We start from the raw sequence: 25,548 nt of genomic DNA, 5'->3' as shown, positions 1-25,548 counted from the left end.
TTCGCCCGATTCTCGAAACAGTCTGAAAGCCAATCCAGGGTTTTTCCCAACTGTGCGTAAGACTAATCTGCCGTGCATCAACGTCCATCGGAGTCCGCCATGACGGCAGCCACGCTTCACTACATTTACGACCCGCTGTGCGGCTGGTGTTACGGCGCCGAGCCGCTGCTGCACGCCGCCCATAGCGTGTTGCCGATCCAGTTGCACGGCGGCGGGATGATGACCGGCGCCAATCGCCAATCCGTATCGCCGCAGTTACGTGACTACGTCATGCCCCACGACCGGCGTATCGCCGAGTACACCGGGCAACCGTTTGGCGAAGCGTATTTTGAAGGCCTGCTGCGCGATCACGACGCGGTGTTCGACTCAGCCCCGCCGATCACCGCAGTACTGGCCGCCGAAAAAATCGCCGGTCGCGGCCTGGAGCTGCTGGCGCGTTTGCAAACCGCGCACTATGTCGAAGGCCGCCGAATCGCTGATCGAGACGTGCTAGTGGAACTCGCCAAATCCATCGGTTTGGATCCTCAGGTCCTCAACGCCGCCTTCAGTGAAATCCTGGGCGCAGACACTCAAGCGCACATCAACAACAGCCGCCAATGGCTGGCAAAAATTGGCGGTCAGGGCTTTCCCACGTTGGCCCTGGAGCAGGATGAGCAGTTGCAGTTGATCGACATCAGCCCCTGGCTGGGCAAGTCCGAAGCCTTTGCTGAGTGGCTGAGACAAAGAGTCGCAATTTCGATTAAACCCACCCAATCGAGTGCACCAATGTGTGGCCTGCAGGGGTGCGAAGATCCGAGAGATGCTAGATAGAGCCTTGGAGGGTGATGGCCATTTAACGTCTCTTAGACTTTTTTAGCCTAAATACAGAAGATTCACGAAATTGACACACAGTAAAGGGCGCGGATAGGATTCGCCCCAACGCCTGTGGCTAACCGCCATGACTTCCCCAATAAAAAAAGGCCCGCGGCATATCACGTCGTCCGCGGGCCTTTTTTTATCTGGGAGAGTCGACACCAGAAAAGCAACACGGAGCCTGGTGTCACAGAGCGTACTCAACCAGTAATAAGGAATATAAGAAAATGTTGAAGCAACGGATGGGGCTGATCGCTCTGGGGATTTTGAGCGCTACGCAAGCAATGGCTGATGACCAATCCCAATCGAAGGGCTTTGTTGAAGACAGCCACCTGAACATCGCGGCACGCAACGCGTACATCAGCCGCGACTACAAAAACGGCAGGCAAGACAAAGCTGAATGGGGCCAGGGCTTCATCGGCAAGTTCGAATCCGGCTTCACCCAAGGCACCGTCGGTGTGGGTGTGGACGTGATCGGCCAATACGCCATTCGCCTGGATGGTGGTAAAGGCCGCAGCGGCGCGGGTGGTATCGACTTCTTCAAACAAGGCGACAGCGGCGCAGCTGCCGACGACCTGGCCAAGGGCGGCGCAGCCGTCAAGGCACGCATCTCCAACACCGTAATCAAATACGGTCAGCAGATGCCAGCCGTGCCGGTCCTGCAGTACGACAACTCCCGTCTGTTGTCGGAAACCTACGAAGGTACTTCGATCGTTTCCAAAGAAATCGCCGGCCTGCAACTGGACGCTGGTCACTTCACCAAGGAAGCTCGCAAGAGCGCCGAAGGTTCCGACAGTGGCGCGCTGAAAAGCATCGACTACATCGGCGGTAGCTACAAATTCACCGAAAGCCTGTCGGCAGCGCTCTACGCTTCCAACATGCAGGACGTGCTGAAGAAGCAATACGTCAACGTCAACTACGTGCTGGCCCTGCCAGAGAAACAATCGTTGACCTTTGACTTCAACGGCTACAAAACCAAGCTGGACCGCAGCTTCGCCCTGGAAAACCAAGGTGATGCCGACGCTCGCGACAACAAAATCTGGAGCCTGGGCGCCACATGGGCCGTTGGCCCGCACAGCTTCACCGTGGCTCACCAGCGCAGCACCGGTGACACCGGTTACCTGTACGGCGGCTACCGCAACGCAGGCGGCATCGGCGACGGTGGCAACACCATCCTGCTGGCCAACTCCTACTGGTCTGACTTCAACGGCAAGGACGAGCGCTCCTGGCAAGCAGGCTACGGCCTGGACTTCAGCGCTTTCGGCGTGCCTGGCCTGACCTACAACATCGCTTACGTGCGCGGCACCAACATTGACGACGGTTCCAACCGCGGCAGTGGCACCGAGCGTGAGATCTTCAACCAGTTCAAATACGTGGTACAGAACGGCCCGGCTAAAGACCTGAGCCTGCGTGCCCGTGCGTCGTGGTTGCGCGTTTCCAACAACGCCAGCAACTACAACGTGGGTGGTAACGAGATCCGCCTGTTCGCCGACTACCCAATCAACGTTTTCTAATTGATTCGGCGTCGCACCTGATTCAAGGCGATAAAAAACCCCGACTGGTCGGGGTTTTTTTATGCCTGCGATCCGGGCTATTGATTACACCGCATCACTAATGAAGTACTCCGCCCCACCTTTATCCACCTCAAGCAACCTCATAAATTGGCCTCACTGCCTGCCCACCACACCGATGGGCAAGTCACTGGAGCCTTGTCATGCCATTTGTCAGCGTACGTATCACCCGCGACGGCGTCACCTCGGAGCAGAAAGCCCAGGTCATTGCCGAAATCACCGAAACCCTCGAGCGCGTCCTTAACAAACGCCCCGACCTGACCCACATCGTCATCGAAGAAGTCGACACCGATAACTGGGGCTACGCCGGCATCACCACCACCCAGTACCGCAAGCAGCTCGCGGAAAATCCGTCATGAGCACGCCCGTCACCATCGACTTCATCTCCGACGTGGTCTGCCCATGGTGCGCCCTGGGCGCCACTGCCCTGGAACAAGCCATCGACAACCTGGCGGGCGAAGTGAAGGTTGAACTGACCTTCAAACCCTTCGAACTCAACCCCGGCATGCCGGCCGAAGGTGAAAACGCCGTCGCCCACATGATGCGCAAATACGGGCGCAGCGCTGAAGAAGTCGCCAGCGGGAAAAGAATGCTGATGGAGCGGGGCGCGGCCATCGGCTTCACCTTCGACCTGGAAAAACGCAGCCACTTCTACAACACCTTCGACGCTCATCGGTTGCTGTTTTGGGCGTTGCAGCAAGGGCGGCAGATCGAGCTGAAAAAGGCGTTGCTGCGTGGGTATTTCACCGATGGCCAAAACGTCAGCGACCACGAAACCCTGGCTCGTTTAGCCGCCGAAGCCGGGCTGGAAATCGAAGGCGCACGACGGGTGCTGGGCTCTGCCGCCTACGGCAATGAAGTGCGCGAGCTTGAAGCGTTCTACCGCGAGCACGGCATCAACTCCGTACCGGCCATGGTCCTCAACGGCCGCCAGTTGGTCTCCGGATCGCAATCCGTCAGTTACTACGAACAGATGCTGCGGGAAATGTCCGCCGCGGCTGCTTGAACCGTCCCCTTTTCTATATAGAGGTTTCATCATGAGCAATTCGAAAAAAGTCGTTGTGATTACCGGCGCATCCCAAGGCCTCGGCGCGGCTGCGGTCAAGGCTTACCGCGAGCTGGATTACCGCGTGGTTGCCACCTCCCGGTCGATCAAACCGTCGACGGATCCGGACATCCTCACCGTGGCGGGCGACATCGCCGACCCGGCCACCGCCGAGCGCGTGATCCGCGAAGGCGTGGCGCGTTTTGGCCGCATCGACAGCCTGATCAACAACGCCGGCATCTTCGTCGCCAAACCCTTCACCAGCTACACCCACGAAGACTACGTGAACGTGCTGGCCGTGAACCTCAACGGGTTCTTCTACATCACCCAACTGGCGATTACCGAGATGCTGAAACAGGGCGCCGGGCACATCGTCAACATCACCACCAGCCTGGTGGACCACGCGATTGATGGCGTGCCATCGGTGCTGGCGTCGCTGACCAAAGGCGGGCTGAACTCGGCGACCAAATCGCTGGCGATTGAATACGCCAAGCGCGGGATTCGAGTGAATGCGGTGAGCCCCGGGATTATCAAAACGCCGATGCATGGCGAAGAGACGCATGCGGCGCTGGGTAGCCTGCATCCGGTTGGGCATATGGGAGAGGCGCGGGATATTGCGCAGGCGATTGTGTATTTGGAGTCGGCTGGGTTTGTGACGGGGGAAATTCTGCATGTGGACGGTGGGCAGAGTGCTGGGCACTAAGCGACGCGGTTGAACGAAAAACGCCCCGGACTGTGATGGTTCGGGGCGTTTTTTTGGGTGGCGGGTTAGAGCCAAGCACTCTAAAACAAACAACAAAGATCAAATGTGGGAGCCGGGCTTGCCCGCGATGGCGATGGCCCAGCCAACACATCCACAACCTGACACACCTATAGATTATTGCCCGGCGACTCCAACACCTTCACCACATCATCAATGACTGCCTTGCTCATCTCTTGCAGATAGTGCGAAGCCCAGGCGTAGCGATCCGTATCCCGAATTATCGCCGCGTCTTCTGCCAGCAGCTTGGCCACATGCAGCAAATCGGAAACGTGAGACAGCGCTTCCCGCAGGGAAACCCCGCTGTTAACGCGGAACAAAGGCTGGTCGGAATGAAATGAAAAAGGGGTAACGCCGAGGGTAGTTAGATGTTGCGGCGTGCTCATACAGCACCTCCGATTGAGGAGATAATGAGCTGAGGATGGGCAAATAAAGCGTATTGAAAGGCGGAATAGCGGCACATAGGTGATAGCTCCATGATTTGAGGAGCTGCCACGGACCTTCTCACAGGTTTGGGTGGCAGCTGTGCGCAGGGTGAGAAACCGGCAATCAAGGCAACCGGTAGACCCGAAGGTCTCCCACGCACAGCCGCCATAAAACGATACCGCGGACGAAAAAACATCGCGATAGGGTTCTTGGGCGATTTGCGCCTTGATTTACTCGGGTTCTCACGCCCGGTCGCTAAATTTGCAGCGACGCAGGAGCCTAACGTGAAGCGATCGACCTTGCAACTAGGAAAGTTCGTGTACCTAGAGTACCTCCATATTGGATAATAAGTAGATTTGCAAACTGTTTTATGTTGTATTTGTAGAGGAATATAGTGTGGAGATAGGCTAAGGTTTAAATAAGTTGGCTTCTAAAGGATTATGACGATGTAATCGTAGACGTTTATCGGGCGATGAATTTAATTAGTGTTAATTTCAAGGGCATAAATAGGATTGTTGCACTAAGCATTGTAAGCACTTCGTCGTGGTTACTATTTAACGTTAGGCCGATTTTAAGACTATCTACACGAAATTAACAAAATTCCTACGTAAGCAATACGCCGTGACATCAGAGTTCCCAAATTCGTCCTTAAGTATTCCATAGGAATAGTCCGGATGATACAGGCGTGGTTGTGAGTAAGAAATCTCTGCTGAATCGCCCATAGATGGAAACGCAAGCCCCATGGCCAGAGCATGTGGCTTCGGTCCTATAGGTATCATGTCAATATTTCCGTTAGTCTCTTGCTTAATGTCCTTTAGCCAGTCAAGCGCCGAAAACATATCCATAGAATTTATTCGCTTAATTTCCGTCTGAAGGTCCATTCCTTGAGACAAGTCATGAAGTAGCCTCCAGCTCCTTCGAAATCCAGGTGATCCTGGAGGGAACGGGAACAAGAATTTTGCGGTTCTACCTCTTTGTTGCTCCAGCAAATCTCCGAGGTTGAAAGCCATATATCCAACACTGACAATCGTAGTTGGGTCTCCAATGTAGTTAGATATACGAGAGAATCCGGGCAGCGGCGAAGGCGGGAGTGCATCTTCTGTGAGTTGGCCCTCTTTGTAGCCTTCAGGCTTCGTGTAGCAGACTACAAGGTCTCTGATATTATCTGAGTCTAAGTATTGCTTTACCAAAAAAAGGAAAACTCTTTTCGGCATGCCGCTGATGTCAAGCATAAGTGACATATCTTGAGTTGAAGAAGATAGTTGTGAAAAGTTATACCAAGCACCGGGCTCCGATAGTAACATCGCAGTCGTTACTTCTAATTTTGGCCCTAATAGACTCTTAATTATCTTTTCGTGGTCATCCGTAGCGGAGACGATTTTGCTAGTGAATCGACTGCTTGGGTCATTGATTTTCAAGCAGAAATGGTTGTTATTACTATTTTTAGATAACCATTCAGGCACTGCTAAACATCTTGGCTCGAATGAAGAGCAGACTACTCCCGTCCAATTTCTATGACCAAATTTAGCCGTTAGCCACTCTATTTTGCCCCAAGGATGTATCTGAGCCATTGCTACCTCCTAAAACTTCAATTCCGTTTGTAATGGATTATTATCATCTTGATATTTTTTCAAAGAAGGGTAGATATTTTCAAGATAAATATGCTCTAGCTCTCGAGTCGAAGTGTAAATGGGTTCTTTAGTTCTGATGTGCGGAATTCTGAAGTGCGGGCTCAGTAGTGGGTTTAAATACCACTTTATTCTAGGAAGTCCATCTGAAAGCTTTGTTGTGTGGTCAGACTCAATAAGATCTCCGTGATCTCTGCAGCTACGAATCAAATCTGTGATCTCGTTCTTTTTCTCAAATTCAGATATGTAGAGAGATATACCGTTATGTCCTGGGTTGGAGAGGGACTTATCACTACGGATTTTATTAGAAAACCAAGACCCTATTGCGTTTATAAACTTTAGTCTGCGGTCTCCATCAGTTCCCTCTTTTAGCTTTTCGGACCAGATTCTACTGGCTTCGTTTATTCCTATAGTTTGTTTGTCCATTTCAATTTTAGGGAGATAGGTTTTCTCTAGTTCATCATCCGGTGTACTTCTTAACCAAGCCGCCCAAATTGCTCGGCATATAGTCATGAAGGCAAGAATGTTGTAACCGGATAGGTCAACTATATGACGTTGTCCGCTCCAAATAAGCATTTCTTTAGCGTCGCCTGCAATTTGAACTAATGCAGCTTCATTACGTTCTTTCTTCCAGTATGTTCGTCGACCCCAACCCATAATAGTGGCAATTTCTGTTGCCTGATATGTCTTTTCGTTTTGCTGTTTTCTTTGACGAAGCCATATTTCACCAAGCTTTGCCTCTAAAGGATCCGTCTCCCAGAGTTTCTCAAGAGTAACTTTCCATTCGGTGGACCAACTTTCAGGGATTTGTAGAGTAGATGATTTTTTCTTCACGTATTTTTTTGCTCTCTCGGAGGGTGAGAGAGTAGAGCCAAATACTTTAGTGAGGACACTTTTTTCTTTCACGTCAAGCTCAAAGCCATATGTGCTCAATCTACGTCTAAAGACATCCTCAGCAAAATTTCCAAAGTCAGCAATTTGAGAGTTTTGTTCTTTACGTCTAAACATCTCGTCAATGTCTATAATTGAGTAGTCGCGCATAATTTCAAGGTGCGCTCCACTTCCCCATACGGCAATATCTTCACTCCACGCGTAGTGCCTAGTACCTACACGATAAGCAACTCGGCCATCCCGCATCGCTAAAGCCTGGTTAATTACTTGTCGGAAGACATTAGAATATCCAGATGATTTTTCGAGCTCATATAATTCCTCATGCTGGTCTATTCTTAAAAAGACAAGCGACTTTTTTGGAATCACGCCTGATGCACGAAGGCCATCAGCTAAAACAGCAGCGGGCTCACCAACTCTCGTTTTTGTGGTTTCTATAGAGTCGCTCAATTTATGGATATTAAAGTTAAAGTAGCGGCGATATTCTTTCAGTCGGTTAGAAACCTTTAGGCTTATGTCCTTGACGGTTAAGCAATCTTCCAAATACCCGAACCATGCATCTGATGACTTTAACAGTTGGACTAGCTTATTTTGGCTTTCGTCGTCCCAAGTGACGGGAAATTCTGATTTTAGAACGTCGTCTTTTGCTTGTTCGTTAGATAGTTGTATTATATTTGCCAGTAAATCCTCTACTAGTAAATAATTTATATAATCTGCAAATGTAGTCGCCGCCCAATCTCTTCGTCTTTCCATTGGGATTTCGGAAAGACGGGATGCAACAATTCTTGCGTTGTCTCTAATTAGGTGTATTCCTGCAGCTATAAAATTATTATATTTTTGGGGGGCCGGGTACGGCTCACCAGCGCGTGCATATGCAATTCGCGTACTAGTGCTTAGCAGGCCTAGAAGCATACTTTTTCCACTACCCTGACGCCCCTTTACAACAACATTGCCAGTGCCGAAAAGCTCTTCAGAATGCGTTACTACGTAGGGGCTAAACATCTTCACGAAATCCGTAGGTGCAAGTATTTCAGTAACCCACAGATCGTGGAAAGGATTATCGAATCTGTTCATAGCATCACCTTAAGCTCTCGCTCAGAACGAGGAAATAGAGGAGCCCAAGTACTTGACCTATGATGAAATATTGGCGGCGTATTGTTCGGGCAGTTGCTATACATCACCACCAAACTCCCAGTTTTATTCCAGCCGTATTCCTCGCCAGATAGCTTGAAGTTCATACTATCGTAACCGGTTTTCATTATTGTCCTCAATTGCGAAAAAAGTTTTGGTTCACCTAAATTTGGCGTTTCGGTGACTAGACATTCATCGCTAAGAACAGTGACGGGTTTATAGTAGATATCGTTTCTTCCGAGCTCGTGTATCACGGCTTTTATTTTTCTGTCGCCCGGGGCGCAAACAAGTAGCGGGATCAAAAGGATAGGACCATCGAATTCTGCAGCTGCAAACTTCAAAGCTCTAGTGATTTGGCCGCCTGATCCCACGAAGTCTTCAATTAATACCAGATATTTTATGCCCTCTTTTATCTGGTATAGTTTAACCTTTGCCGGACAAGAAAATTGCCGCATACTTAGCCAATCGGGCCTTAAGCTTTTTCCAGAAAGTCCTGTTAAATGAAGGAAGCCGTTTATTCGTAAGCTATCTGTCACTGGGCACGGCCAGATAGCTTCAAGCTCAACATCTAATTTCTCTCCAGCATCATTCGAGAAAATATCTATTTTCGCTATATCTATAAGCCATGGTTTTATGATGTTATCGAAAGCGCAACGATAGAGTTCTTCAAATTCTTGCTGGCCTGCAAAAAAAAGATACTCGATGCTCCGGAAGGCGATCCATTGGTCTTCTTGGTCCTCAAAGTGCTCTAGCCAATTATTCAAACGCACCATAAAATCTCTGCTAACACGTTGAGATGTTTTTTTGGTGGGCTCGAACTGTTGGAAAAGCTGAACGGCTAATGTCTCATAAAGGCTTCTGAGTTTGCTCGCTCGTATTGAACGCTTTTCGTCGGTAATGTGGAGCTCTAACTCCATTCTTTCGATTGTTCGAAGCTTGTTACTCATGATTTTTACCTACAAAAGCAGCTTTGATCATTTCACCAATCGCGAACCCCATCAAAGGTGGTACTGCATTCGCTACGAGGCGAAATTGGTCCTCTAGTGACCCATGGAACACATAATCATCTGGAAATCCTTGAATACGAGCTGCCTCTCTAACGCTAAATCCTCGCTGTTTTGTGGGGTGAAGAAAACATTGCGGATCACCAAATCTAGAGTCAACGGTGAACGAGGCTCCTTCGGGAAGGGCTCTTCTATACTTTCCATTAAAAGTGTGTCTTAAATCTACCTTTGATTCGACAGTTTTTATATAGTTTTTTTTGATAAGTGAGTTTATATTTCTTAGAACTTTTCGCCCAACTTCGGCCTGAATACTTTCTAATGACACAGGATCAGCATCGCCATAGTTTCTTATTCTTTTGCGCCTGCGCAATTTCATTATCGAATTAAGTACTTGTCTCTCTTCATCTGACGTGTCGCCAAAAACTTCAGGTATTTCCCATGTATGGACGGAGGTTTCAGCGCCCCTAACATTACATAGCTTTTGACCAGCTTTAATATGGGAAGCAATTTTATAGTCGGCTGAATCCACCGTGAGCTTCTTGGGAGCATGATTAGATAATTTCGAAGCGCCTTTTATAACATCCCTTAAAGTTGGAGGCTGTCTCTTCTTGATTTCTGGTATCAAGTTTATATTTTTTTTCCAAGCGACTAAAATTACTCTTTTCCTTGTTTGCGGTATACCAATGTCTCTGGAATCAATTGTCATTCCAGAAAAATCATATCCCGCTGCGGCAATTGTTTCGCATGCTTGGTCCCAATGTCCTTTGTGAGCTCCCTGCAATATTCCGGGTACGTTTTCAAAGACCATTACTTTTGGGTTTGCATCGATTGCGATTTTTACTGCCGCATGAAGAAGATTGTTACGAGGATCATCGACTTGCCTTTTTCCGACAGTGGAAAAGCCTTGGCACGGAGAGCCTGCTACGACGATGTCACATTGCTCGGTGTAAGGAATTTTTGCGTGAGATAAATCTAAGACTTTAATATGCTGGCCTAGATTTTTTTCGTAATTTTCTACTGCTAACGGCCAAATGTCATATGCGGCTTTTGGTACAAACCCCGCTTTTATAAAGCCTAAATCAAGGCCGCCGCATCCTGAGAATAGGCTGATAAAACTTGGCTTAACATATGATTTGTCTGTGGCATCCTTGGTTAGCATATTTTTTTTTCTAAAAAGTTAGTATTTCTTGATAGGGCGACGATGCTTGAAATTTTCATTAAACGACCGCGCTTCTGATTTCGAGCTCTCGAAAGATTACGACGTCGGGCATTTTTTTCAACCTCTATTCGGCTGTTGGACCAGTGTATTTAGTATACGTAGGCGAGCGCCATGGGCCCAGACTCTTTACCTGGCTTCGAGAAACCAGCCATTCAGCTTTTTTGGGCTGTTGCTTTGAGGGGCATTCTTTTAAGGGGGGGGGGCTTTTCCTGAAATCGCGGGGGCCACGCAAGGTGGCTGAGCCCTTTGCTTCTGGAAGATTTGGTAATCCTCCGTTGAAAGAAATTACAAAACTTGCTGCCGAAGCGGTAGATGGTGGGATGGAGCCGCACCTGCCAACGCAGCCTGCTGGGGTGAGAAGGATTAATTTAGTGCCAGAAACAACAAAGCCCTCACATTTCTGTGAGGGCTTTGTTTTGTATGGTGCCGGCACCAGGAGTCGAACCCGGGACCTACTGATTACAAGTCAGTTGCTCTACCAACTGAGCTATACCGGCGTGTTAGGGCGACGATTATAGCGATTGGCAAGCTTCTGTAAACCCCTGAATTCTGACTATTTTTGCAATCGCCTGGGTTTTCTCTGCCCGGCTTCGTTTCAACCGCCCCAACCCCGCAAATTCCATGCGCTGGCCCCCTGGAAAAGCCGCTTGCGTAGCGGCAAGATGCGGTCCTTCGTCGACCCTGCTGAGGGCGACCCAAGGACGAATAGAGGAAAGCATCACATGAAACGGAATATCTCCCTGGCTCTTATCGTGCTGGCCGCCTCTCTCGGTGGCTGCGCCGCCAACAAGCCGGCCAACGATCCTGCCCTCGTCGGCCAATGGAAAGGCCTGCGTGCAGAAAGCGGCAAGTGCCAGTTCCTGTCCTGGAACAACAACCTCAAACCTGACGGACGCTTCACCATCACGTTTTTCCGTGATGCGCAGCAAACCCAGCCGATTCAAACCGAGAACGGCACCTGGGCTGCGGCCAATGGCAAGAATGAGTTGAGAACGGACGGTGTGCGTACGCCGGATATCTACACCTACAAGATGGTCGATACCGACACGGTTCACTACGTGAGTGTGGCGGCGGGCCCGACTGGCGATTGCCAGGAAGATTACGAGTTCACCGAGCGTCGTATCCGAGATTAAACCGCGCCTGTGGTGAGGGCCAAACTCCCTAACCACAGGTTTGCTGTTCTCGCCGTTAGCTGCCTGCGTTACACGAATCCGCAAACTTCATGTACTCAAACACCTGCTTCTGCCCATGGGAATCCAGGTACGTCATCCGCGCATTCACCACGCCGCACGCCGCGCCGCCATCGTCGACGGTCGACAGCACTTGCTGAATATCCAGCTTGGGGCTGGTCTCGGCCTGGGCCGAGAAGGCGGCGATGTTGAGCAAGGCAAACAAGCCGCTGGCGATGAAGGTGTTCCGGTTCATGGTGGTGTCCTCTGAGGTTCAATAGGAGTGTGTTGCGTTGGAGCCTATTGAGCGCCTGGGAGGTATCCGGCCTGTGTCATGCACCTCGGGGTTTTGCCTCGGCATGTATAGGCGGTGGGTTTCATACAATTTGATACGTGAGCACTCCATTCGGCGCGAGAAAAGCCATTAAATTGACTATTTACCGCTCGTCGTAAAGTTTTCTTCAGAAACACCAAAATAATGACACTTTCATTCCTTTGTCACAGAATGCGTACACAAAGGCGCCCACAAAAAGACCTGCGGTAAGCATCAGTACAGCTGACCTCTCACGTCTTTAAGATGCGTCGTGATGGAGTGTTGGCAATGAGCCGTACTGATGAAATTTTTGAGTTGTTTAATAAGACAACTGCCAATGATGTCCAGGGAATGGATTCGATGCTGCAATTCTTCGAAGACATGCCCATCGACGACAGCGCCAGTCTCAACATGGGCAGCGGCGCGTCGTTCTCCCGGCATTCCCCCTGTGCCAACGAGCAGTCCCGCGAAGCCGCGACCGTCCGTGCGAATGTGGTGGCGCTGGTGTCCGTCAATGGCGGCGTCGGCCGCAGCACCCTGGCCACGGCGCTGAGCAGCGGTTTGCAGCGCCTGGGACGGCCGGTAGTAACGCTGGACCTGGACCCGCAAAACGCTCTCTATCACCATTTCGGCCTGAGCCACACCTTGCCCGGCATCGGGCGCACCAGCCTGCAGAACGAGCGCTGGAGCCAGATCCTTCATTCGGGCTTCGCCGGTTGCCAGGTGATCACTTTTGGCGAAACCGATATCCGTCAGCAGGAGGACTTGCAGCGTTGGCTCAAGCAGGAACCGCAGTGGTTGGCGCAGCACCTCTCGGCCCTCGGTCTGAGCGAGCAGGACACGGTGATCATCGACACCCCGGCGGGCAACAACGTTTACCTGCATCAGGCACTGAACGTGGCCGATGTGGTGCTGGTTATCGCCCAGGCGGATGCGGCGTCCCTTGGCACTCTGGGGCAGATGGAGCAGTTGCTGGCGCCACATAGGGGTCGTCAGCCGGCGCTGCGCTGCCACTTCGTGATCAACCAGCTTGATGAGACCTCCGGCTTCAGCCTCGACATGGTCGAGGTGTTCAAGAAGCGCCTGGGTGAAAACCTGTTGGAAGTGGTGCACCGGGATTCGGCGATCAGCGAAGCCCTGGCCTTCGGCAGCGACCCGCTGGATAACGAAGCCGCCAGCATGGCCTGTGACGATATCAACGAGCTTTGCCGCCTGTTGATTGCCCATTGAAAAGACCGGGTTATGCCGCTAACGCCCGATGCTTATGCACAATCGGTTGGTTCAACCTGTCACGAAACAGCAATTTTGCGGAGCCGTTCTCATCACGCTGCAACTGCCTGTTTTGCGTGCGTTTTATTTTGTGAACAAAAAATGACCAGTCAGCATTTTGCCCTGTAAAGCTTGCCGCCAGGGCTTGCGCCAGAATTCCATCAACAGACTTATCCACAGGGCGCGCTGCGACAAAATGCCCTTTAATCGCGCTCGGCGAGCAGCATCAGGTTACGCGGGGTCAGTGGTGTTTCGCAGAAGCTGCCGACTTGAACCCTGTAGCCGTTTTCTTCGAGCAACAATGCTCGGTCCAGCACCAGCCATAGTTCCAGCGGGCGCCGAAACAAACCACGCAGCAATTCCAGGTTTCGCACGTGGGCCAAGCGCTGCCACCCTTGGGCCTCCAGAACCGACCAATCCTGTTCACCTGTGGATAATCCCTTGAGCACCGCCAGTTCCCGGCAGTAGTCGGCGAACGGCTTGGTCAGCCAGCTTGCAGGCAATGACGGGGTCGGCAGGTACTCGTCGCTATCGCGCAGTTGCCGCTGCAGCACATCAAAGCCCAAACGCCTGGCCATCGACGTATCTCGCTGCTGGCGTACGCGCGCGCCCGCGGTGACGGTTTCGCTCAGCGGCAGGCCGAGGTCCTCCACTGATAAACGTAGTGATGAAGCCTGGGCCGCAATCGACAGCGGCTGATATTCCTCGGCGCGGATGCGGTTGTAGCAGCAGGGCGCCACAGCCAGTTGCTGGCAGCCGGCGGCGCTGGCCAGCTGGAGCAGGCGCACATGCAAGTCGCCGCACGCATGCAGCGCGACCGGAGTTTGGTCGCGGCTGATCTGCACGTCGGCCATCACGTCTTGCAGGCGATGGGTGACGGGCAATCGATGGTGTTCGCTGAGTGTTTGCCCTGAAGCAATCAGTGCCGCGTCATATTCCAGGCAGGTCAGTTGCTGTCCGGGTTGCAGCAGGCGGCGGCCGAGGTGGCCCTTGCCGGCGCACCAGTCGAGCCAGTGTTGGGGTGTTTTAGAGAATTGCAGGGCGGCGCCGAAGGCTTCTATCTGCTGCCATTTGCGGCCGGGTACATCGACGTTTAAGCGGTGGTGGGCGGCCGGTAGCGCAGTGGACGGTAAGTTATCCACAGCACCGAGATTCAGCGACTGGGCCGCCAGCTCGGGAAACGGCGCGGGCGCCGGCAGGTTATGAGGTTGGTTATGGCTGCTGTCCGCCTCAGCCAGTGAGCGTCCGCGTAGCCAGTTGGCCAGCTCGGGATGCTGGGCTTCCCACGGCAATTGCAGATGGGTAAAGGGCCGTGGTCGCCACAGCCCTTGATGCTCGGTGAGGAACGCATCCAGTGCCTGAAAGCGGGCGAGCAACTGCTCACCCGTCAACATGGCGTCAGCGACCTTGGCAGGCATCAACCCGCAACCAGCGTTCCAGCAGCTTGAAGAAGCGCACCAGGACGTAGGACATCAGCAGGTAGAACAACCCGGCAGCGAAGAAGATTTCCACCGGCAAGTAGGTGCGGGCAATGATCGTGCGGGCCATGCCGGTCAGTTCCAGCAAGGTCACGGTACTGGCCAGGGCGCTGGCCTTGAGCATCAGAATCACTTCGTTGCTGTAGGCCGGCAGGCCGATGCGCGCCGCACGCGGCAGGATGATGTAGAACAGCGCCTTGGGCTTGGACATGCCCAGCGCCCGCGCTGCTTCGATTTCACCCGGCGGGATGGCCTGGATCGCGCCGCGCAGGATCTCGGCGATATAGGCGGCGGTGTGCAGGGTCATGGTGGCGGTGGCGCACCAGAACGGGTCCCGCAGGTACGGCCACATGAAGCTTTCACGCACGGCGTCGAACTGCGCCAGGCCGTAATACACCAGGAACAATTGCACCAGCAGCGGCGTGCCACGGAAGAAAAAGATGTAGCAGTAGGGCAGGGTGCGCACGTACCACAGGCGCGAAGAACGCGCGATGCCCAACGGGATTGCCAGCAGCAGGCCGGCGATCACGGCGATGGCCACCAGTTCCAGGGTCAGGGTTGCGCCCTGGGCCAACCGGGGCAGCCACTTGATGATTACGGCCCAGTTAAGGCCGAGGTCGAAATGCGACAGCCAGCTGTAGTCGCCACTCATTGCGTGCTCCTCGCAAAGCCGCGCGCGGCACGTTTTTCCAGGAAGTGCATGCCGGTCATCGCCAGGACGGTGAGGCCCAGATACATGAAGGCCGCGACCATAAAGAAGGTGAAGGGCTGCTTGGTGACGGTCACGCCGATCTGCGCGTGGCGCATGATTTCTTCCAGGCCGATCACCGAGACCAGTGCGGTGTCCTTCATCAGAATCATGAACAGGTTGCCCAGGCCCGGTAGGGCGATGCGCCACATCTGCGGCATGATCAACCGGGTGAAGATCCGGAACTTCGACAAGCCCAGTGCGACACCGGCTTCACGGTGGCCCTTGGGAATGGCCAGGATCGCGCCGCGGAACACTTCCGTGGCGTAGGCGCCAAAGCACAGGCCGAGGGCAATGACGCCGGCGGCGAAGGCGCTGAGGGACAGGTCGGGGTTGCCGAAAAACTCCCCGAGGGCACGCATCAAATTGACCGTGCCGAAGTAAATCAGCAGTACCCACAGCAGTTCCGGAATGCCGCGAACCAGGGTGGAGTAAGCGCCGCCAAGCCATTGCAGCGGCTTGTACGGGGAAGTCTTGGCCAGGGCACCGGCCAGGCCGAGCACCAGCCCGAGGCACAGGGCGGTGAGCGCCAGCTTGACGGTCATCAGCGCGCCAGCGGCAAGCGCCGGGCCGAATCCGTAGAGGTCGAAATTCATGGTTTAGTCGTTTCGCAAGGCATTGCTAAGGACCGGCGCACTCAAGCGAGCGCGCCGGGCAGGCAATTCAGGATCACTCGATACTGAAAGGGAAGTACTTGTCGTTGATCTTCTTGTAGGTGCCGTCGGCTTTGATTTCTGCCAGGGCTTTGTTCAAGCGCTCGCGCAGTGGGTCGCCTTTGCGTACGGCGATACCGATCTTGTCGCTCTCTACCACCGGGTCGCCCTTGAATTCGTAGGCGGAGCCGTCTTTGCTTTTCAGCCACTCGTACTGTACGTACTTGTCGGCGAGCATCCCGTCCAGGCGGCCGGAAGTCAGGTCGAGGTAGGCGTTTTCCTGGGTGTCGTAGAGCTTGGCGGTGGTGTCCGGCAGCTTGTCTTCCAGGTAGGTACCGGCCAGCGTCGCGCGTTGAGCACCGATGATCTTGCCCTTCAGGTAGTCCGCGTCGGTCTTGAAGTCTTTGGTGGCTTTAGGCGCGATGAACTGCAGCTTGTTGGAGTAGTACGGGTCGGTGAAGTCGACGGCCTGCTTGCGTTCATCGGTAATGGACAGCGAGGAGACCAGGAAGTCGAACTTCTTGGCGTTCAGGGCCGGGATGATGCCGTCCCAGTCCGAGACATACACTTCGCACTTCTCGACTTTCATCTTGGCGCACAGGGCGTCGCCGATGTCCTTGTCGAAGCCGACGACGTTGCCGCTGGCATCTTTATTGTTGAACGGCGGGTAAGCCGCTTCGATCCCCATTTTCAAGGTCTCGGCCATCGCCGTGGCGCTGAACGCCATCGAAACGGCGGCAGCCAGGAGGAATTTTTTATAGTTCTGCATGCATGTTGCTCCGTTAGCGGTTGCTGGACATGAATTGTTTGCAGCGCGCCGAAAGCGGGTTTTCAAACACCTGCTGTGGCGATCCTTGCTCTTCGACCAGGCCCTGGTGCAGGAACACCACTTCACTGGACACCTGACGGGCGAAGCCCATTTCATGGGTGACCAGCAGCATGGTGCGGCCTTCTTCGGCCAGTGCGCGGATCACATTAAGTACTTCCTGAACCATTTCCGGGTCAAGGGCCGATGTCGGCTCGTCGAACAGGATGACTTTGGGCTGCATCGCCAGGGTGCGGGCGATCGCGGCGCGTTGCTGCTGGCCGCCGGACAATTGCGCGGGGTAGGCGTGGCGCTTGTCGCTGATGCCGACCTTGGCCAGCAAGGCTTCGGCGATTTCAATGGCTTCGGCCTTGCTCTGGCCGAGCACCCGGCGCGGCGCCTCGATGATGTTGTCGAGGACGCTCATGTGCGGCCACAGGTTAAAGTTTTGAAACACAAAACCGATTTCGCTGCGCAGGCGGTTGATCTGTTTGCCGTCGGCGGCTACCAGCTCGCCGTTTTTTGCGGCCTTCAGTTTGAGTTCTTCACCGGCCACCAGGATTTGCCCCTGGTGCGGGTTTTCCAGCAGGTTGATGCAGCGCAGGAACGTGGACTTGCCGGAACCGGAGGAACCCAGGATCGAGATCACATCGCCGTCGCGGGCGGTCAGCGAGATACCTTTAAGCACCTCCAGCTCACCGTAGCGTTTATGCAAGTTGCGGATTTCAAGCGCGGGCGTGGCCTCAGCCATGTGCGGTCCTCATTGTGTTCATTGCGCTCCTGCTGTTGGCCCGCCTTCCTGGCGAGGCGCCAAGCTAGCATAGCGTTTGGATGACAGCCAACAGCCCAGCAGGCGGTAAACAGACGGTGTGCGGCAGGGTGTCGCATCGGCACAGCAGTGTGTCGCGCCACCAACAACCGAACAGCCGTTTGAACCCTGATGCCTACAGGCTTCGCGTAAAAAAGGGCGCGATGGTGCCAGCTTTGGCCGGGTGTTGGAAGGGTTAAACCGGCGAACGGTCCTTATCAGCCCTGTAATGGAGCGTCACGCACAATTTGTGTGTGTTTTTGGTGCGCCTGTTCGTGCTTCAAGTGAGTCGCACAGTAACGCTATAGCGGAATGCCATTAGTGTCAGTGACTTACGAGAGCTGTTGAGTTTCCCTACAAGCCGCGTCAATCGCGGCCCTGTAACATTTTGGCGCAAATCTTGCGTAAAAAATAAAGAACGCCCCGTTGGTTTCTTTTCACGAGAAAGACCTCAGGCCGGGTGGACCGTATTCGCAATTCCTCGCAAAGGTGTGTCAATGAGTAGTACGCAAAGCTCCAATGACCTCGAACAGGGGCTCAAACCGCGTCACGTCACCATGCTGTCGATTGCCGGCGTTATTGGTGCCGGTTTGTTTGTCGGCTCCGGCCACGCGATTGCTGCCGCAGGCCCTGCCGTGCTGCTGGCGTATGCGGCCGCCGGTACGCTGGTGGTGTTGGTGATGCGCATGCTGGCCGAGATGGCCGTGGCATCCCCGGACACGGGTTCGTTCTCTACTTATGCCGACCGTGCGATCGGTCACTGGGCCGGTTTCACCATCGGCTGGCTGTACTGGTGGTTCTGGGTGCTGGTGATTCCGCTGGAAGCCAACGCCGCCGCGACCATCCTCCACGCCTGGTTCCCCAACGTGGCGATCTGGGCCTTCACCCTGATCATCACTTTGCTGCTGACCGCGACCAACCTGTTCAGCGTGAAGAACTACGGCGAGTTCGAGTTCTGGTTTGCGCTGATCAAAGTGGTGGCGATCATCGGCTTTGTGATCCTCGGTGTCCTGGCGATTTTCGGCTTCTTGCCGGGCAGCCAGGTCAGCGGCGTTTCGCACCTGTTCGACACCCAAGGCTTCCTGCCCAACGGCATGGGCGCGGTGTTGGCGGCGATCCTGACCACCATGTTCTCGTTCATGGGCACCGAGATCGTGACCATCGCGGCCGCTGAATCGAAGAACCCTGGCCAGCAGATCTCCAAGGCCACCAACTCGGTGATCTGGCGGATCGGCTTGTTCTACCTGGTGTCGATCTTCATCGTCGTGGCCCTGGTGCCATGGAATGATCCTGCGCTGGCAGCGGTCGGTTCCTACCAGACGGTGCTGGAACGCATGGGCATCCCGAATGCCAAGCTGATCGTTGACCTGGTGGTGTTGGTGGCCGTGACCAGTTGCCTGAACTCGGCGCTTTACACCGCTTCACGCATGATGTTCTCCCTGGGCCGTCGCGGTGATGCACCGGCGGTGTCCAAGATCACCAACAAGAGCGGCACGCCTTACTGGGCGGTGTTGCTGTCTACCGGCGCGGCGTTCCTGGCGGTATTCGCCAACTACGTGGCTCCGGCAGCGGTGTTTGAATTCCTGCTGGCCAGCTCCGGCGCCATCGCGCTGCTGGTGTACCTGGTGATCGCCGTGTCGCAACTGCGCATGCGTCAGAAGCGCACGGAAGCGGGCGAGAAGATTGCCTTCAAGATGTGGCTGTTCCCGGGCCTGACGTATGCGGTGATCGTGTTCATCGTGGGCGTGCTGACGATCATGCTGTTTCAGGAAGCGCATCGGGTGGAGATCATGGCCACCGGGGTTCTGAGCTTGCTGGTGATTGCGGCGGGGCTGATTGTGTCGCGTCGGCGCAAGGGCCGGAAGGTTGGTGCTGCGGTGCTTAACTGACGGAATGCTTTCGTCGGAATACCGTTGATCAAATGTGGGAGCGGGCTTGCTCGCGAAGGCAGTGTGTCAGTCAGCGCAAATGTCGACTGATCCACCGCATTCGCGAGCAAGCCCGCTCCCACATTTGGTTTTGTATCAGTCTTCGGAATTAGCCAGCGCTTGAGAGGCCGCGACGTAATCAGCCTGAAACGCCGGCGATTCAATCCACGCCAGCGCTGCCGCTTCATCTTCGGTATCCGTGGCCCATTGGCGATACTCGATCAGCGCCGCGAGGATAAAGTCGGTCGCTTCCTCTTCACCTTCCTGCTCCAGCACCACCGCCAACAGCGGGTGCGCCAGGAACACCGCACACAGCGCCTGTTGGCTGGTTACGCCAGCGGTGCGCATCTCCAGGAACAGCTCGGTCAAATCCACCGACTCAAGATCAATGCGGCTGTCATCGCTGGCAAAGGCGTCCGGCTTGGTAGCGACGGCGCGTTGGGTGCGGTTCTGCTTGGCCTTGGCTTTTGCCCGGTGGGCGCGTTTTTGCTGCTTGTTCGGCGAGGCCATGGGCTCACGTCCTTGGTGTCAGGATCTGGGGTGGCGTATTGAAGCGCAGGTCTGGGGAAATCCCAAGGCTTTCTAGGTGCGATCCGTCACTTGGCGCCCCGGAGTGTCGTTGGCCAACTCTCCCCGCTGTAGCCAAGCCAGCGCAATCGGCCACAACCGATCCTGATACTGGCTGCGGAAGAACGCGAAATGTCCGACCTCTTTTTCGCCGATATCTTCAGGTGCGATCCGCAGATGCGTGCGCTCGCTGCCTTCGAAGTAACCCAGCAGGCGTTCGATTGCTGCGACGGTGCCAAACGGATCATCGGTAATGCTGATGGCCAATACCTGCGCCTGCACCCGAGAAAATGGCAACTCACCCAAGGCTCGCCCGCTCGGGCGCTGTTCATAACCCGGCGTCGGTGTACTCCAATCGCGCACCACACCTGCCGGTGTATCCTCGAGCCAGCCCATGCGCTTGCCTGGGAAGTAGCCGAACACCGCCGTTACCACTGGCATCACCAGATGCCATTTGGCAAACATTCGCCAGCGCCCGTTCGCCTCGTAGTCGCGCCAGTAGGCAAACTGCGCGCCCACGGTGACCAGTCGCCGGATTACCGCTCCGGAAGCCCCGAGCCCCGCCGCACACCCGCCAAAACTGTGCCCGACCACGTCAATTGGCTGGCCGGCAAACTCCCGCTGGGCCCGCTGCAGGATCGCTTCGAAGTCCAGCGCGCCCCAATCCGTCCATGAGGCCTTGAACCCCTTCAGCGAGCCGCTGCGGGATTCGCCGATGCCGCGGTAGTCGTAGGTGATGACGTCGAAGCCATTGGCAAACAGGTAATCGGCAAAACGCGAATAGTGCCGGCAGCGTACGGAGGTGGCGGCGTTGATGATCACCACGGGGCGATCGGGATCAGTCCGGATGTGCCGCCAGGTGAAGCCGCCAATGGGATGGCCATCGGCAGCAGGTTCACGAAAGGCTTCAGGCTGGGGGCGGGTCGGCAGGTTCATGAGCGGGCTCGGTGCTTGCGCTTTCGATGGGGCGTCAAAGGCCCGTGCGCAGTTTTATAAGAGGTCGAAGCTAACAAATTTCCGCTAAGAACACTCCGGGGATTTTTCTGATGCTCGACCTGAGCGGTACAGATGCCTAGGCTTAGACCCTTTCGCCCCACCAGAGCCAGCTCATGACCCGCGACACCCTCGAGCAAAACCAGATCCCCTTCTACTTCGCGAGCGTGCTGCTGGCCGTCGTTTTCGGTCTGCTGGCGCCATCCATGGCCCAAGGCTTGGGCATCCTGGTGACGCCTGCCATCGCCGTACTGATGTACGCAATGTTCTTGCAAATTCCGTTTCTGGACCTGCGCCAGGGCTTGGGCAACAAACGCTTCATGTCCGCATTGCTGCTGGCCAACTTCATCCTGATCCCGCTGCTGGTGTGGGCGTTGACCCGCGGCCTGGTGGAACACCCGGCGATTTTGATCGGCGCGTTACTGGTGCTGCTGACGCCATGCATCGACTACGTGGTGGTGTTCACCCACATCGGCAAGGGCGACTCGCGGTTGATGCTGGCCGCGACCCCGATCCTGTTGCTGCTCCAGCTGCTGCTGTTGCCGGTGTACCTGGGGTTGATCCTGGGTGCGCAGTCGCAGGTGGTGGTGGCGGTGGGGCCGTTTGTCGAGGCGTTCCTGCTGCTGATCGTTGCACCGATGATTCTGGCGGTGCTGACGACTTCCTTGTCCCTGCGATCGGGCCTTGTCAGCGCCTGGAATGATGCGTGGGCCTGGCTGCCTGTGCCGGCCATGGCGCTGGTGCTGATGGTGGTGATCGGTTCGCAGATTACCGCTGTGGTCCGCGATATCGGCCTGCTGGCGCCGGTGATCCCGGTGTACATCGGCTTCTTGTTGCTGGCCCCGCTGATGGGGGCATTGGCTTCGCGACTGTTCAAGCTACCGGCGACCACAGCGCGGGCGGTCACCTTCAGCGCGTCCACGCGCAATTCCCTGGTGGTACTGCCGCTGGCACTGGCGTTGCCCGAAGACATCCGCGGGCTCGCCGCCGCAGCGGTGATCACGCAAACCCTGGTGGAACTGGTGGGAGAGTTGCTCTACATCCGGCTGATGCCGCTGCTGATCTGGCCCGCTCGTCGTTAGGCTGATGAATGTTTGATTCCGTTCAGGGGGCATTCAGCGAGGGGTTCGGCAACATGGACCGATTTACCCCACCTGACAGGCTGAATAATGGATCAACACAATCGCTTTCGAATGGAATCGCTGGGCATTTTCCTTATCGCTTTGCTGCTGTTTACCCTGGGCATCTGGGACCAGCAGCCGCAAGGCTTCGACGGCCGCTGGGCCGTGTTCATGCAAGAGATGTTTCGCCACGGCGCGAGCCTGTTTCCTACCACCTACGGTGAGCCGTACCCGGACTACCCGGGCACCGCGACCTACCTCAGTTATCTCTTTGCCCGCTTGTTCGGCGCGCCCAACGACCTGGCCAACGTGATGCCCACCGCCCTGGCGTCTGCCGGGGTCATGGCGCTGATCTACCGCTTGCTGGTGCCGTCGGGCCGGGCGTGGGCGCTGCTGACGGTGCTGCTCACCGCATTGACCGCGCAATTGCTGGAGAAGTCGCGCTCGGTGTGCCTGGACCAGATGATCTCATTGCTGTGCCTGGGCTGCTTCTACCTGCTGCATACCGGCGAGCGCCTGGGCTCGCGGTTACGCCAATACGCGATCTTTCCGTTGTTCGTGGTGGCGTTTGCCATTCGTGGGCCGCTGGGGCTGATCGAGGTGTGTGGGGTGGCCTGCGTCTACTGGGCGCTGGGCACGGCTCGTACGCGGGAAGAGCGGTTTTCGTTGCTGAAAAAGGTGATAGCCCACGGCGTGGTCGGCTTGGTCCTGCTAGCCGGCTGTTGGTGGGTATTGCTGAAGCTGGCGCGGATCAGCGGCGGGGATGCCTTCGTCGATGATGTGCTGCGGATGCAATTCGCCGGGCGCCTCGACGAGACGGGTGAGCCGTTCTACTTCTACTTCAAGTTGAGCCTGTACCGCTATTTCCCGGTGGTGCCGCTGGCGCTGGCGACAATGATTGCCCTGCGCCACAAATGGTCGTCGCGTAACGAAGATGCCGACGTGCAACTGATGCTGCGCCTGGCTGGCTGCGGGCTGATGATTTTGCTGGGCTTGTCCATCCCGCACTTCAAGCGCGCCTATTACATCGTGCCCATGGTGCCGATGTTTGCCGCGGTGGCTGCCTATGGGCTGCTCCAGGCGCAAGGTTGGCTGCTTGGCGTGCGTCGTGGCTATGAGTGGTTGGTGGCCATCCTGCCGGTGCTCGGCATCGTCGTGGTGTTTGTCTGCCGGCACCTGTGGCACAAGCACGGTTACTGGCCCGAGGTTTCAGTGCCGGCGTTGGTGGGTGTGTTGATTGTGCTGCAACTGGCTGCCGTGATTGCCTGGCGCCGTTTGCAGGGCCGTCTCGGCCAGCGCCTGGTGGTGCTCAGCCTGATTGCGCTGGCGACCCAATGGCTGGTGCTGGTGAAGGTGGTGGAGCCGGCGAAGGACCTGCAATTCGACACCAAAAACTTCGTTGGCGCGGTGGAGGCGCTGCGTGCCGATAATCCCGGAACGTTGGTATTTGTCGATCTGGCCAAAGACACCTGGGCGATTCGCTACATCATGAACCTGGATCACGACGAGCAGCCGTTGTTTATTGGGCGCAACGAACCGTTGCTAGTGGACACGCTGCCGCGACCCGCCTGGGTTATTGTGGAGCGCAAGCAAACCGCATTGCTGAGCGGCACGCCGCTGGAGCATATGGCGCCGGTGTTCAATGGGCGGTTGAATGACAACCCATTATTGGTGTTCCTGGTGAAGTAACTCAGCCGCCGTATCCGTCGTGGCGGTGCATCCAGATGTAGGGCTCGGGCTGAGGTGCTATTTCAGGCCGTCTATGCGTAGGGATTCTCCAGCTGCTCCGGTATGAAGCCTTCTTCACGAAGTGATTTGATGACGCCTCTTATCAAATAATTGTTTGAGAAGCCGATGGTGTATTGCCGCGCGCCAGGGCTAATGGGCAGTAGCATGCCTTGGTCGACCAATTTCTTTATTTGGTAGGTTCTCTGTGCCGCGGAAAGTGTTGGCAGCGCCTTGGCGATATCACCTGACTTGACCACCTTCAACTGGATTGCGGTAGTCAGGATTTTCTCCTCCGACGGCGTAATCCAGCCTCGCTCTTTTGCCATCGCGACAGTGGGTGCCAAAACGTGTTGGGTCAGGTAGCGGTAGTCAGTCAGCCTGTTTACCTTTTCCAGCTCATCTCTAATGCCACCCAGAACATAAATGCACCAGGCTTCAAGGCTTTCTTTGGTGCCTGTGTCGGCGGTCGACAGCATTGAGTAATACCTTTCCCGATCAATACAAAAAACCGCAGTAGGGTTAAGTACTCGACCTTCAGTACTGACATTGAAGCCGTACTTCATCAGCAGCGCGTAGGTGAGAAGGCGTACCACTCGGCCGTTTCCGTTGCCGAACGGGTGAATCCAGCCGAATCGATGATGGGCAAGTGCAACCTTCATCAGGTCATATTTGGGTGGGTCTTTTTTATTGATGAAGGCGACCAGCTCTTGCATGTATCCAGGCACCATTACTGCGTCAGGCGGCAGATGCTGTGACTGAGCGATACGGACCCCGCCTTCACGGTAAGCGCCGGGCGTGCGGTCTCCCTCGCGCTGCAGGTCATGAACTGTCATTGAGTGAAGCTCACGGATAGCGAACTCGGTGAGCTCCGTGCCCGATTCCATGACGCTTTCAATGTATTCCATGGCTTTTTCGATGTTCGCGATTTCGCGCAACTGGTCGGTTGCCTGCGCCGTTCCTTCAACCTTGCTTTCGATGTAATCGGCCAAGGTCGTGTGGTTGCCTTCGATTCGTGCGGACCCCAGGCTTTCCAGCATATGGAAAAGCTCTTTCAGCTGGAAGAAAACGGCAGGCGGTGTGTCCCCACCCAATTGCAGGCGCCGCAGGTGTTCCAGTTCGCTCAATACGTCAACCAGACCCGAATCGAACGACGGGTTCAAAAGCTCGAGATCGTGGTGAAGAAACTCGGCCATGGAAGAATTATCTCGGATGAGTTGAGGGGGTATCTTGAATAGTAGGTGCTTTGGTGCCTATGGATTGGGCACTTGGTACCTAATTAGGAACCACACTATCTCAAAAGCGCCATTGAGATAAGTAGGATTGTCCGTGACTGGAAGTGGAAAACTCTCTGCACCGTGTCGTACGGGTCCGGTCTGGAGACGCTTTTGGAAGCGCACAGCAGATGAAGGTGAGCGACCACAAATCCCAGACAACAAAAAACCCG

Annotated in this window: 25 protein-coding genes and 1 tRNA gene; 10 read left to right on the top strand and 16 right to left on the bottom strand. The window is 55.2% G+C overall.

Features of this window, described 5'->3' with window-relative positions:
* The first annotated feature begins 99 nt into the window (after nt 1-99).
* The 5 genes from AU074_RS32340 to AU074_RS32320 all read left to right on the top strand — a co-directional run bounded on the left by AU074_RS32340 (nt 100) and on the right by AU074_RS32320 (nt 4,171).
* Nucleotides 100-810, top strand: coding sequence for a DsbA family protein (locus AU074_RS32340; protein WP_076018156.1), 711 nt, complete (start codon nt 100-102; stop codon nt 808-810).
* Between the two features lie 269 nt (nt 811-1,079).
* Nucleotides 1,080-2,366, top strand: coding sequence for an OprD family porin (locus AU074_RS32335; RefSeq protein WP_076018155.1), 1,287 nt, complete (start codon nt 1,080-1,082; stop codon nt 2,364-2,366).
* 200 nt (nt 2,367-2,566) lie between these two features.
* The gene (locus AU074_RS32330; protein ID WP_003218111.1) at nt 2,567-2,782 is read left to right on the top strand and encodes a 4-oxalocrotonate tautomerase family protein; all 216 of its coding nucleotides are present in this window, start codon (nt 2,567-2,569) and stop codon (nt 2,780-2,782) included.
* Nucleotides 2,779-3,429, top strand: coding sequence for a DsbA family oxidoreductase (locus AU074_RS32325; protein WP_076018154.1), 651 nt, complete (start codon nt 2,779-2,781; stop codon nt 3,427-3,429). Before AU074_RS32330 ends, AU074_RS32325 begins: the two co-directional genes overlap by 4 nt.
* A 31-nt stretch (nt 3,430-3,460) precedes the next feature.
* Nucleotides 3,461-4,171, top strand: coding sequence for an SDR family NAD(P)-dependent oxidoreductase (locus tag AU074_RS32320; protein WP_003218108.1), 711 nt, complete (start codon nt 3,461-3,463; stop codon nt 4,169-4,171).
* Between the two features lie 167 nt (nt 4,172-4,338).
* Here the strand turns inward: AU074_RS32320 and AU074_RS32315 are convergent, their stop codons facing one another.
* From AU074_RS32315 to AU074_RS32290, 6 genes are all read right to left on the bottom strand, one after another.
* Nucleotides 4,339-4,614 carry a DUF3077 domain-containing protein gene (locus AU074_RS32315; RefSeq protein ID WP_076018153.1) on the bottom strand — a complete coding sequence of 92 codons (276 nt, stop codon included), beginning with the start codon at nt 4,612-4,614 and terminating at the stop codon, nt 4,339-4,341.
* Between the two features lie 621 nt (nt 4,615-5,235).
* Nucleotides 5,236-6,225 carry a hypothetical protein gene (locus tag AU074_RS32310; protein WP_143503761.1) on the bottom strand — a complete coding sequence of 330 codons (990 nt, stop codon included), beginning with the start codon at nt 6,223-6,225 and terminating at the stop codon, nt 5,236-5,238.
* A 9-nt stretch (nt 6,226-6,234) separates the two neighbouring features.
* Nucleotides 6,235-8,244: a hypothetical protein gene (locus AU074_RS32305; protein ID WP_076018151.1), complete on the bottom strand. Its 2,010-nt coding sequence runs from the start codon at nt 8,242-8,244 to the stop codon at nt 6,235-6,237.
* Complete coding sequence (locus AU074_RS32300) at nt 8,241-9,248, bottom strand: hypothetical protein (protein ID WP_143503760.1); 1,008 nt, start codon at nt 9,246-9,248, stop codon at nt 8,241-8,243. Before AU074_RS32300 ends, AU074_RS32305 begins: the two co-directional genes overlap by 4 nt.
* A complete protein-coding gene (locus tag AU074_RS32295) occupies nt 9,241-10,464 on the bottom strand; it encodes a DNA cytosine methyltransferase (RefSeq protein WP_076018149.1) in 1,224 nt (407 codons plus the stop codon). The genes AU074_RS32300 and AU074_RS32295 overlap by 8 nt, the downstream gene beginning before the upstream one ends.
* Nucleotides 10,465-10,945: 481 nt before the next feature.
* Nucleotides 10,946-11,021 (bottom strand) — tRNA-Thr (locus AU074_RS32290).
* A 225-nt stretch (nt 11,022-11,246) separates the two neighbouring features.
* On the opposite strand from AU074_RS32290, the gene AU074_RS32285 reads away from it, so the two are divergent.
* A complete protein-coding gene (locus AU074_RS32285) occupies nt 11,247-11,657 on the top strand; it encodes a hypothetical protein (RefSeq protein ID WP_076018148.1) in 411 nt (136 codons plus the stop codon).
* Nucleotides 11,658-11,712: 55 nt separating this feature from the next.
* Here AU074_RS32285 and AU074_RS32280 read toward each other — a convergent pair whose 3' ends face one another.
* A complete protein-coding gene (locus tag AU074_RS32280; RefSeq protein WP_076018147.1) occupies nt 11,713-11,949 on the bottom strand; it encodes a DUF2790 domain-containing protein in 237 nt (78 codons plus the stop codon).
* A gap of 345 nt (nt 11,950-12,294) precedes the next feature.
* On the opposite strand from AU074_RS32280, the gene bcsQ reads away from it, so the two are divergent.
* Nucleotides 12,295-13,236: a cellulose biosynthesis protein BcsQ gene (gene bcsQ / locus AU074_RS32275; protein WP_076018146.1), complete on the top strand. Its 942-nt coding sequence runs from the start codon at nt 12,295-12,297 to the stop codon at nt 13,234-13,236.
* A 10-nt stretch (nt 13,237-13,246) separates the two neighbouring features.
* On the opposite strand, the gene AU074_RS33980 is transcribed toward bcsQ, so the two are convergent.
* The 6 genes from AU074_RS33980 to AU074_RS32250 all read right to left on the bottom strand — a co-directional run bounded on the left by AU074_RS33980 (nt 13,247) and on the right by AU074_RS32250 (nt 17,710).
* Nucleotides 13,247-13,453, bottom strand: coding sequence for a hypothetical protein (locus AU074_RS33980; protein WP_143503759.1), 207 nt, complete (start codon nt 13,451-13,453; stop codon nt 13,247-13,249).
* A gap of 25 nt (nt 13,454-13,478) precedes the next feature.
* Nucleotides 13,479-14,693, bottom strand: coding sequence for a methyltransferase (locus tag AU074_RS32270; protein ID WP_076018145.1), 1,215 nt, complete (start codon nt 14,691-14,693; stop codon nt 13,479-13,481).
* Nucleotides 14,674-15,405 carry an ABC transporter permease gene (locus AU074_RS32265; protein ID WP_017478153.1) on the bottom strand — a complete coding sequence of 244 codons (732 nt, stop codon included), beginning with the start codon at nt 15,403-15,405 and terminating at the stop codon, nt 14,674-14,676. The genes AU074_RS32270 and AU074_RS32265 overlap by 20 nt, the downstream gene beginning before the upstream one ends.
* Nucleotides 15,402-16,097 (bottom strand): ABC transporter permease, encoded by a 696-nt coding sequence (locus AU074_RS32260; RefSeq protein WP_034117272.1) that lies wholly within the window; start codon nt 16,095-16,097, stop codon nt 15,402-15,404. Before AU074_RS32260 ends, AU074_RS32265 begins: the two co-directional genes overlap by 4 nt.
* A gap of 73 nt (nt 16,098-16,170) precedes the next feature.
* Nucleotides 16,171-16,923, bottom strand: a complete 753-nt coding sequence (locus tag AU074_RS32255; protein ID WP_063033521.1) for an ABC transporter substrate-binding protein — start codon at nt 16,921-16,923, stop codon at nt 16,171-16,173.
* 13 nt (nt 16,924-16,936) lie between these two features.
* Nucleotides 16,937-17,710: an ABC transporter ATP-binding protein gene (locus AU074_RS32250; RefSeq protein WP_017478155.1), complete on the bottom strand. Its 774-nt coding sequence runs from the start codon at nt 17,708-17,710 to the stop codon at nt 16,937-16,939.
* A 554-nt stretch (nt 17,711-18,264) separates the two neighbouring features.
* Between AU074_RS32250 and gabP the strand changes: the two genes are divergently transcribed.
* Nucleotides 18,265-19,656 (top strand): GABA permease, encoded by a 1,392-nt coding sequence (gene gabP / locus AU074_RS32245; protein WP_076018144.1) that lies wholly within the window; start codon nt 18,265-18,267, stop codon nt 19,654-19,656.
* Nucleotides 19,657-19,791: 135 nt separating this feature from the next.
* Here the strand turns inward: gabP and AU074_RS32240 are convergent, their stop codons facing one another.
* Nucleotides 19,792-20,205: a hypothetical protein gene (locus tag AU074_RS32240; protein WP_076018143.1), complete on the bottom strand. Its 414-nt coding sequence runs from the start codon at nt 20,203-20,205 to the stop codon at nt 19,792-19,794.
* 72 nt (nt 20,206-20,277) lie between these two features.
* Nucleotides 20,278-21,198, bottom strand: a complete 921-nt coding sequence (locus AU074_RS32235) for an alpha/beta fold hydrolase (RefSeq protein ID WP_076018142.1) — start codon at nt 21,196-21,198, stop codon at nt 20,278-20,280.
* Between the two features lie 173 nt (nt 21,199-21,371).
* Here AU074_RS32235 and AU074_RS32230 point away from each other — a divergent pair, with 173 nt between their 5' ends.
* Both AU074_RS32230 and AU074_RS32225 read left to right on the top strand, forming a co-directional pair.
* Nucleotides 21,372-22,337: an arsenic resistance protein gene (locus AU074_RS32230; protein WP_076018141.1), complete on the top strand. Its 966-nt coding sequence runs from the start codon at nt 21,372-21,374 to the stop codon at nt 22,335-22,337.
* An 87-nt stretch (nt 22,338-22,424) separates the two neighbouring features.
* The gene (locus AU074_RS32225) at nt 22,425-24,065 is read left to right on the top strand and encodes a glycosyltransferase family 39 protein (protein ID WP_076018140.1); all 1,641 of its coding nucleotides are present in this window, start codon (nt 22,425-22,427) and stop codon (nt 24,063-24,065) included.
* A gap of 71 nt (nt 24,066-24,136) precedes the next feature.
* On the opposite strand, the gene AU074_RS32220 is transcribed toward AU074_RS32225, so the two are convergent.
* Nucleotides 24,137-25,297 carry a Fic family protein gene (locus AU074_RS32220; protein ID WP_076018139.1) on the bottom strand — a complete coding sequence of 387 codons (1,161 nt, stop codon included), beginning with the start codon at nt 25,295-25,297 and terminating at the stop codon, nt 24,137-24,139.
* Nucleotides 25,298-25,548: the final 251 nt, after the last annotated feature.

Source organism: Pseudomonas sp. ATCC PTA-122608, assembly GCF_001952855.1.
In the GTDB taxonomy this organism is placed as follows: Bacteria; Pseudomonadota; Gammaproteobacteria; order Pseudomonadales; family Pseudomonadaceae; genus Aquipseudomonas.
Note: the sequence above shows the minus strand (reverse complement) of the source record. Positions and strands in the feature narration are given on the sequence as shown.

Bases quoted from the DNA above. Each gene is read 5' to 3' on its own strand.
- AU074_RS32340 (WP_076018156.1), top strand. From the start codon at position 100: ATGACGGCAGCCACGCTTCACTACATTTACGACCCGCTGTGCGGCTGG.
- AU074_RS32335 (WP_076018155.1), top strand. From the start codon at position 1,080: ATGTTGAAGCAACGGATGGGGCTGATCGCTCTGGGGATTTTGAGCGCT.
- AU074_RS32330 (WP_003218111.1), top strand. From the start codon at position 2,567: ATGCCATTTGTCAGCGTACGTATCACCCGCGACGGCGTCACCTCGGAG.
- AU074_RS32325 (WP_076018154.1), top strand. From the start codon at position 2,779: ATGAGCACGCCCGTCACCATCGACTTCATCTCCGACGTGGTCTGCCCA.
- AU074_RS32320 (WP_003218108.1), top strand. From the start codon at position 3,461: ATGAGCAATTCGAAAAAAGTCGTTGTGATTACCGGCGCATCCCAAGGC.
- AU074_RS32315 (WP_076018153.1), bottom strand. From the start codon at position 4,614: ATGAGCACGCCGCAACATCTAACTACCCTCGGCGTTACCCCTTTTTCA.
- AU074_RS32310 (WP_143503761.1), bottom strand. From the start codon at position 6,225: ATGGCTCAGATACATCCTTGGGGCAAAATAGAGTGGCTAACGGCTAAA.
- AU074_RS32305 (WP_076018151.1), bottom strand. From the start codon at position 8,244: ATGAACAGATTCGATAATCCTTTCCACGATCTGTGGGTTACTGAAATA.
- AU074_RS32300 (WP_143503760.1), bottom strand. From the start codon at position 9,248: ATGAGTAACAAGCTTCGAACAATCGAAAGAATGGAGTTAGAGCTCCAC.
- AU074_RS32295 (WP_076018149.1), bottom strand. From the start codon at position 10,464: ATGCTAACCAAGGATGCCACAGACAAATCATATGTTAAGCCAAGTTTT.
- AU074_RS32285 (WP_076018148.1), top strand. From the start codon at position 11,247: ATGAAACGGAATATCTCCCTGGCTCTTATCGTGCTGGCCGCCTCTCTC.
- AU074_RS32280 (WP_076018147.1), bottom strand. From the start codon at position 11,949: ATGAACCGGAACACCTTCATCGCCAGCGGCTTGTTTGCCTTGCTCAAC.
- bcsQ (WP_076018146.1), top strand. From the start codon at position 12,295: ATGAGCCGTACTGATGAAATTTTTGAGTTGTTTAATAAGACAACTGCC.
- AU074_RS32270 (WP_076018145.1), bottom strand. From the start codon at position 14,693: ATGCCTGCCAAGGTCGCTGACGCCATGTTGACGGGTGAGCAGTTGCTC.
- AU074_RS32265 (WP_017478153.1), bottom strand. From the start codon at position 15,405: ATGAGTGGCGACTACAGCTGGCTGTCGCATTTCGACCTCGGCCTTAAC.
- AU074_RS32260 (WP_034117272.1), bottom strand. From the start codon at position 16,097: ATGAATTTCGACCTCTACGGATTCGGCCCGGCGCTTGCCGCTGGCGCG.
- AU074_RS32255 (WP_063033521.1), bottom strand. From the start codon at position 16,923: ATGCAGAACTATAAAAAATTCCTCCTGGCTGCCGCCGTTTCGATGGCG.
- AU074_RS32250 (WP_017478155.1), bottom strand. From the start codon at position 17,710: ATGGCTGAGGCCACGCCCGCGCTTGAAATCCGCAACTTGCATAAACGC.
- gabP (WP_076018144.1), top strand. From the start codon at position 18,265: ATGAGTAGTACGCAAAGCTCCAATGACCTCGAACAGGGGCTCAAACCG.
- AU074_RS32240 (WP_076018143.1), bottom strand. From the start codon at position 20,205: ATGGCCTCGCCGAACAAGCAGCAAAAACGCGCCCACCGGGCAAAAGCC.
- AU074_RS32235 (WP_076018142.1), bottom strand. From the start codon at position 21,198: ATGAACCTGCCGACCCGCCCCCAGCCTGAAGCCTTTCGTGAACCTGCT.
- AU074_RS32230 (WP_076018141.1), top strand. From the start codon at position 21,372: ATGACCCGCGACACCCTCGAGCAAAACCAGATCCCCTTCTACTTCGCG.
- AU074_RS32225 (WP_076018140.1), top strand. From the start codon at position 22,425: ATGGATCAACACAATCGCTTTCGAATGGAATCGCTGGGCATTTTCCTT.
- AU074_RS32220 (WP_076018139.1), bottom strand. From the start codon at position 25,297: ATGGCCGAGTTTCTTCACCACGATCTCGAGCTTTTGAACCCGTCGTTC.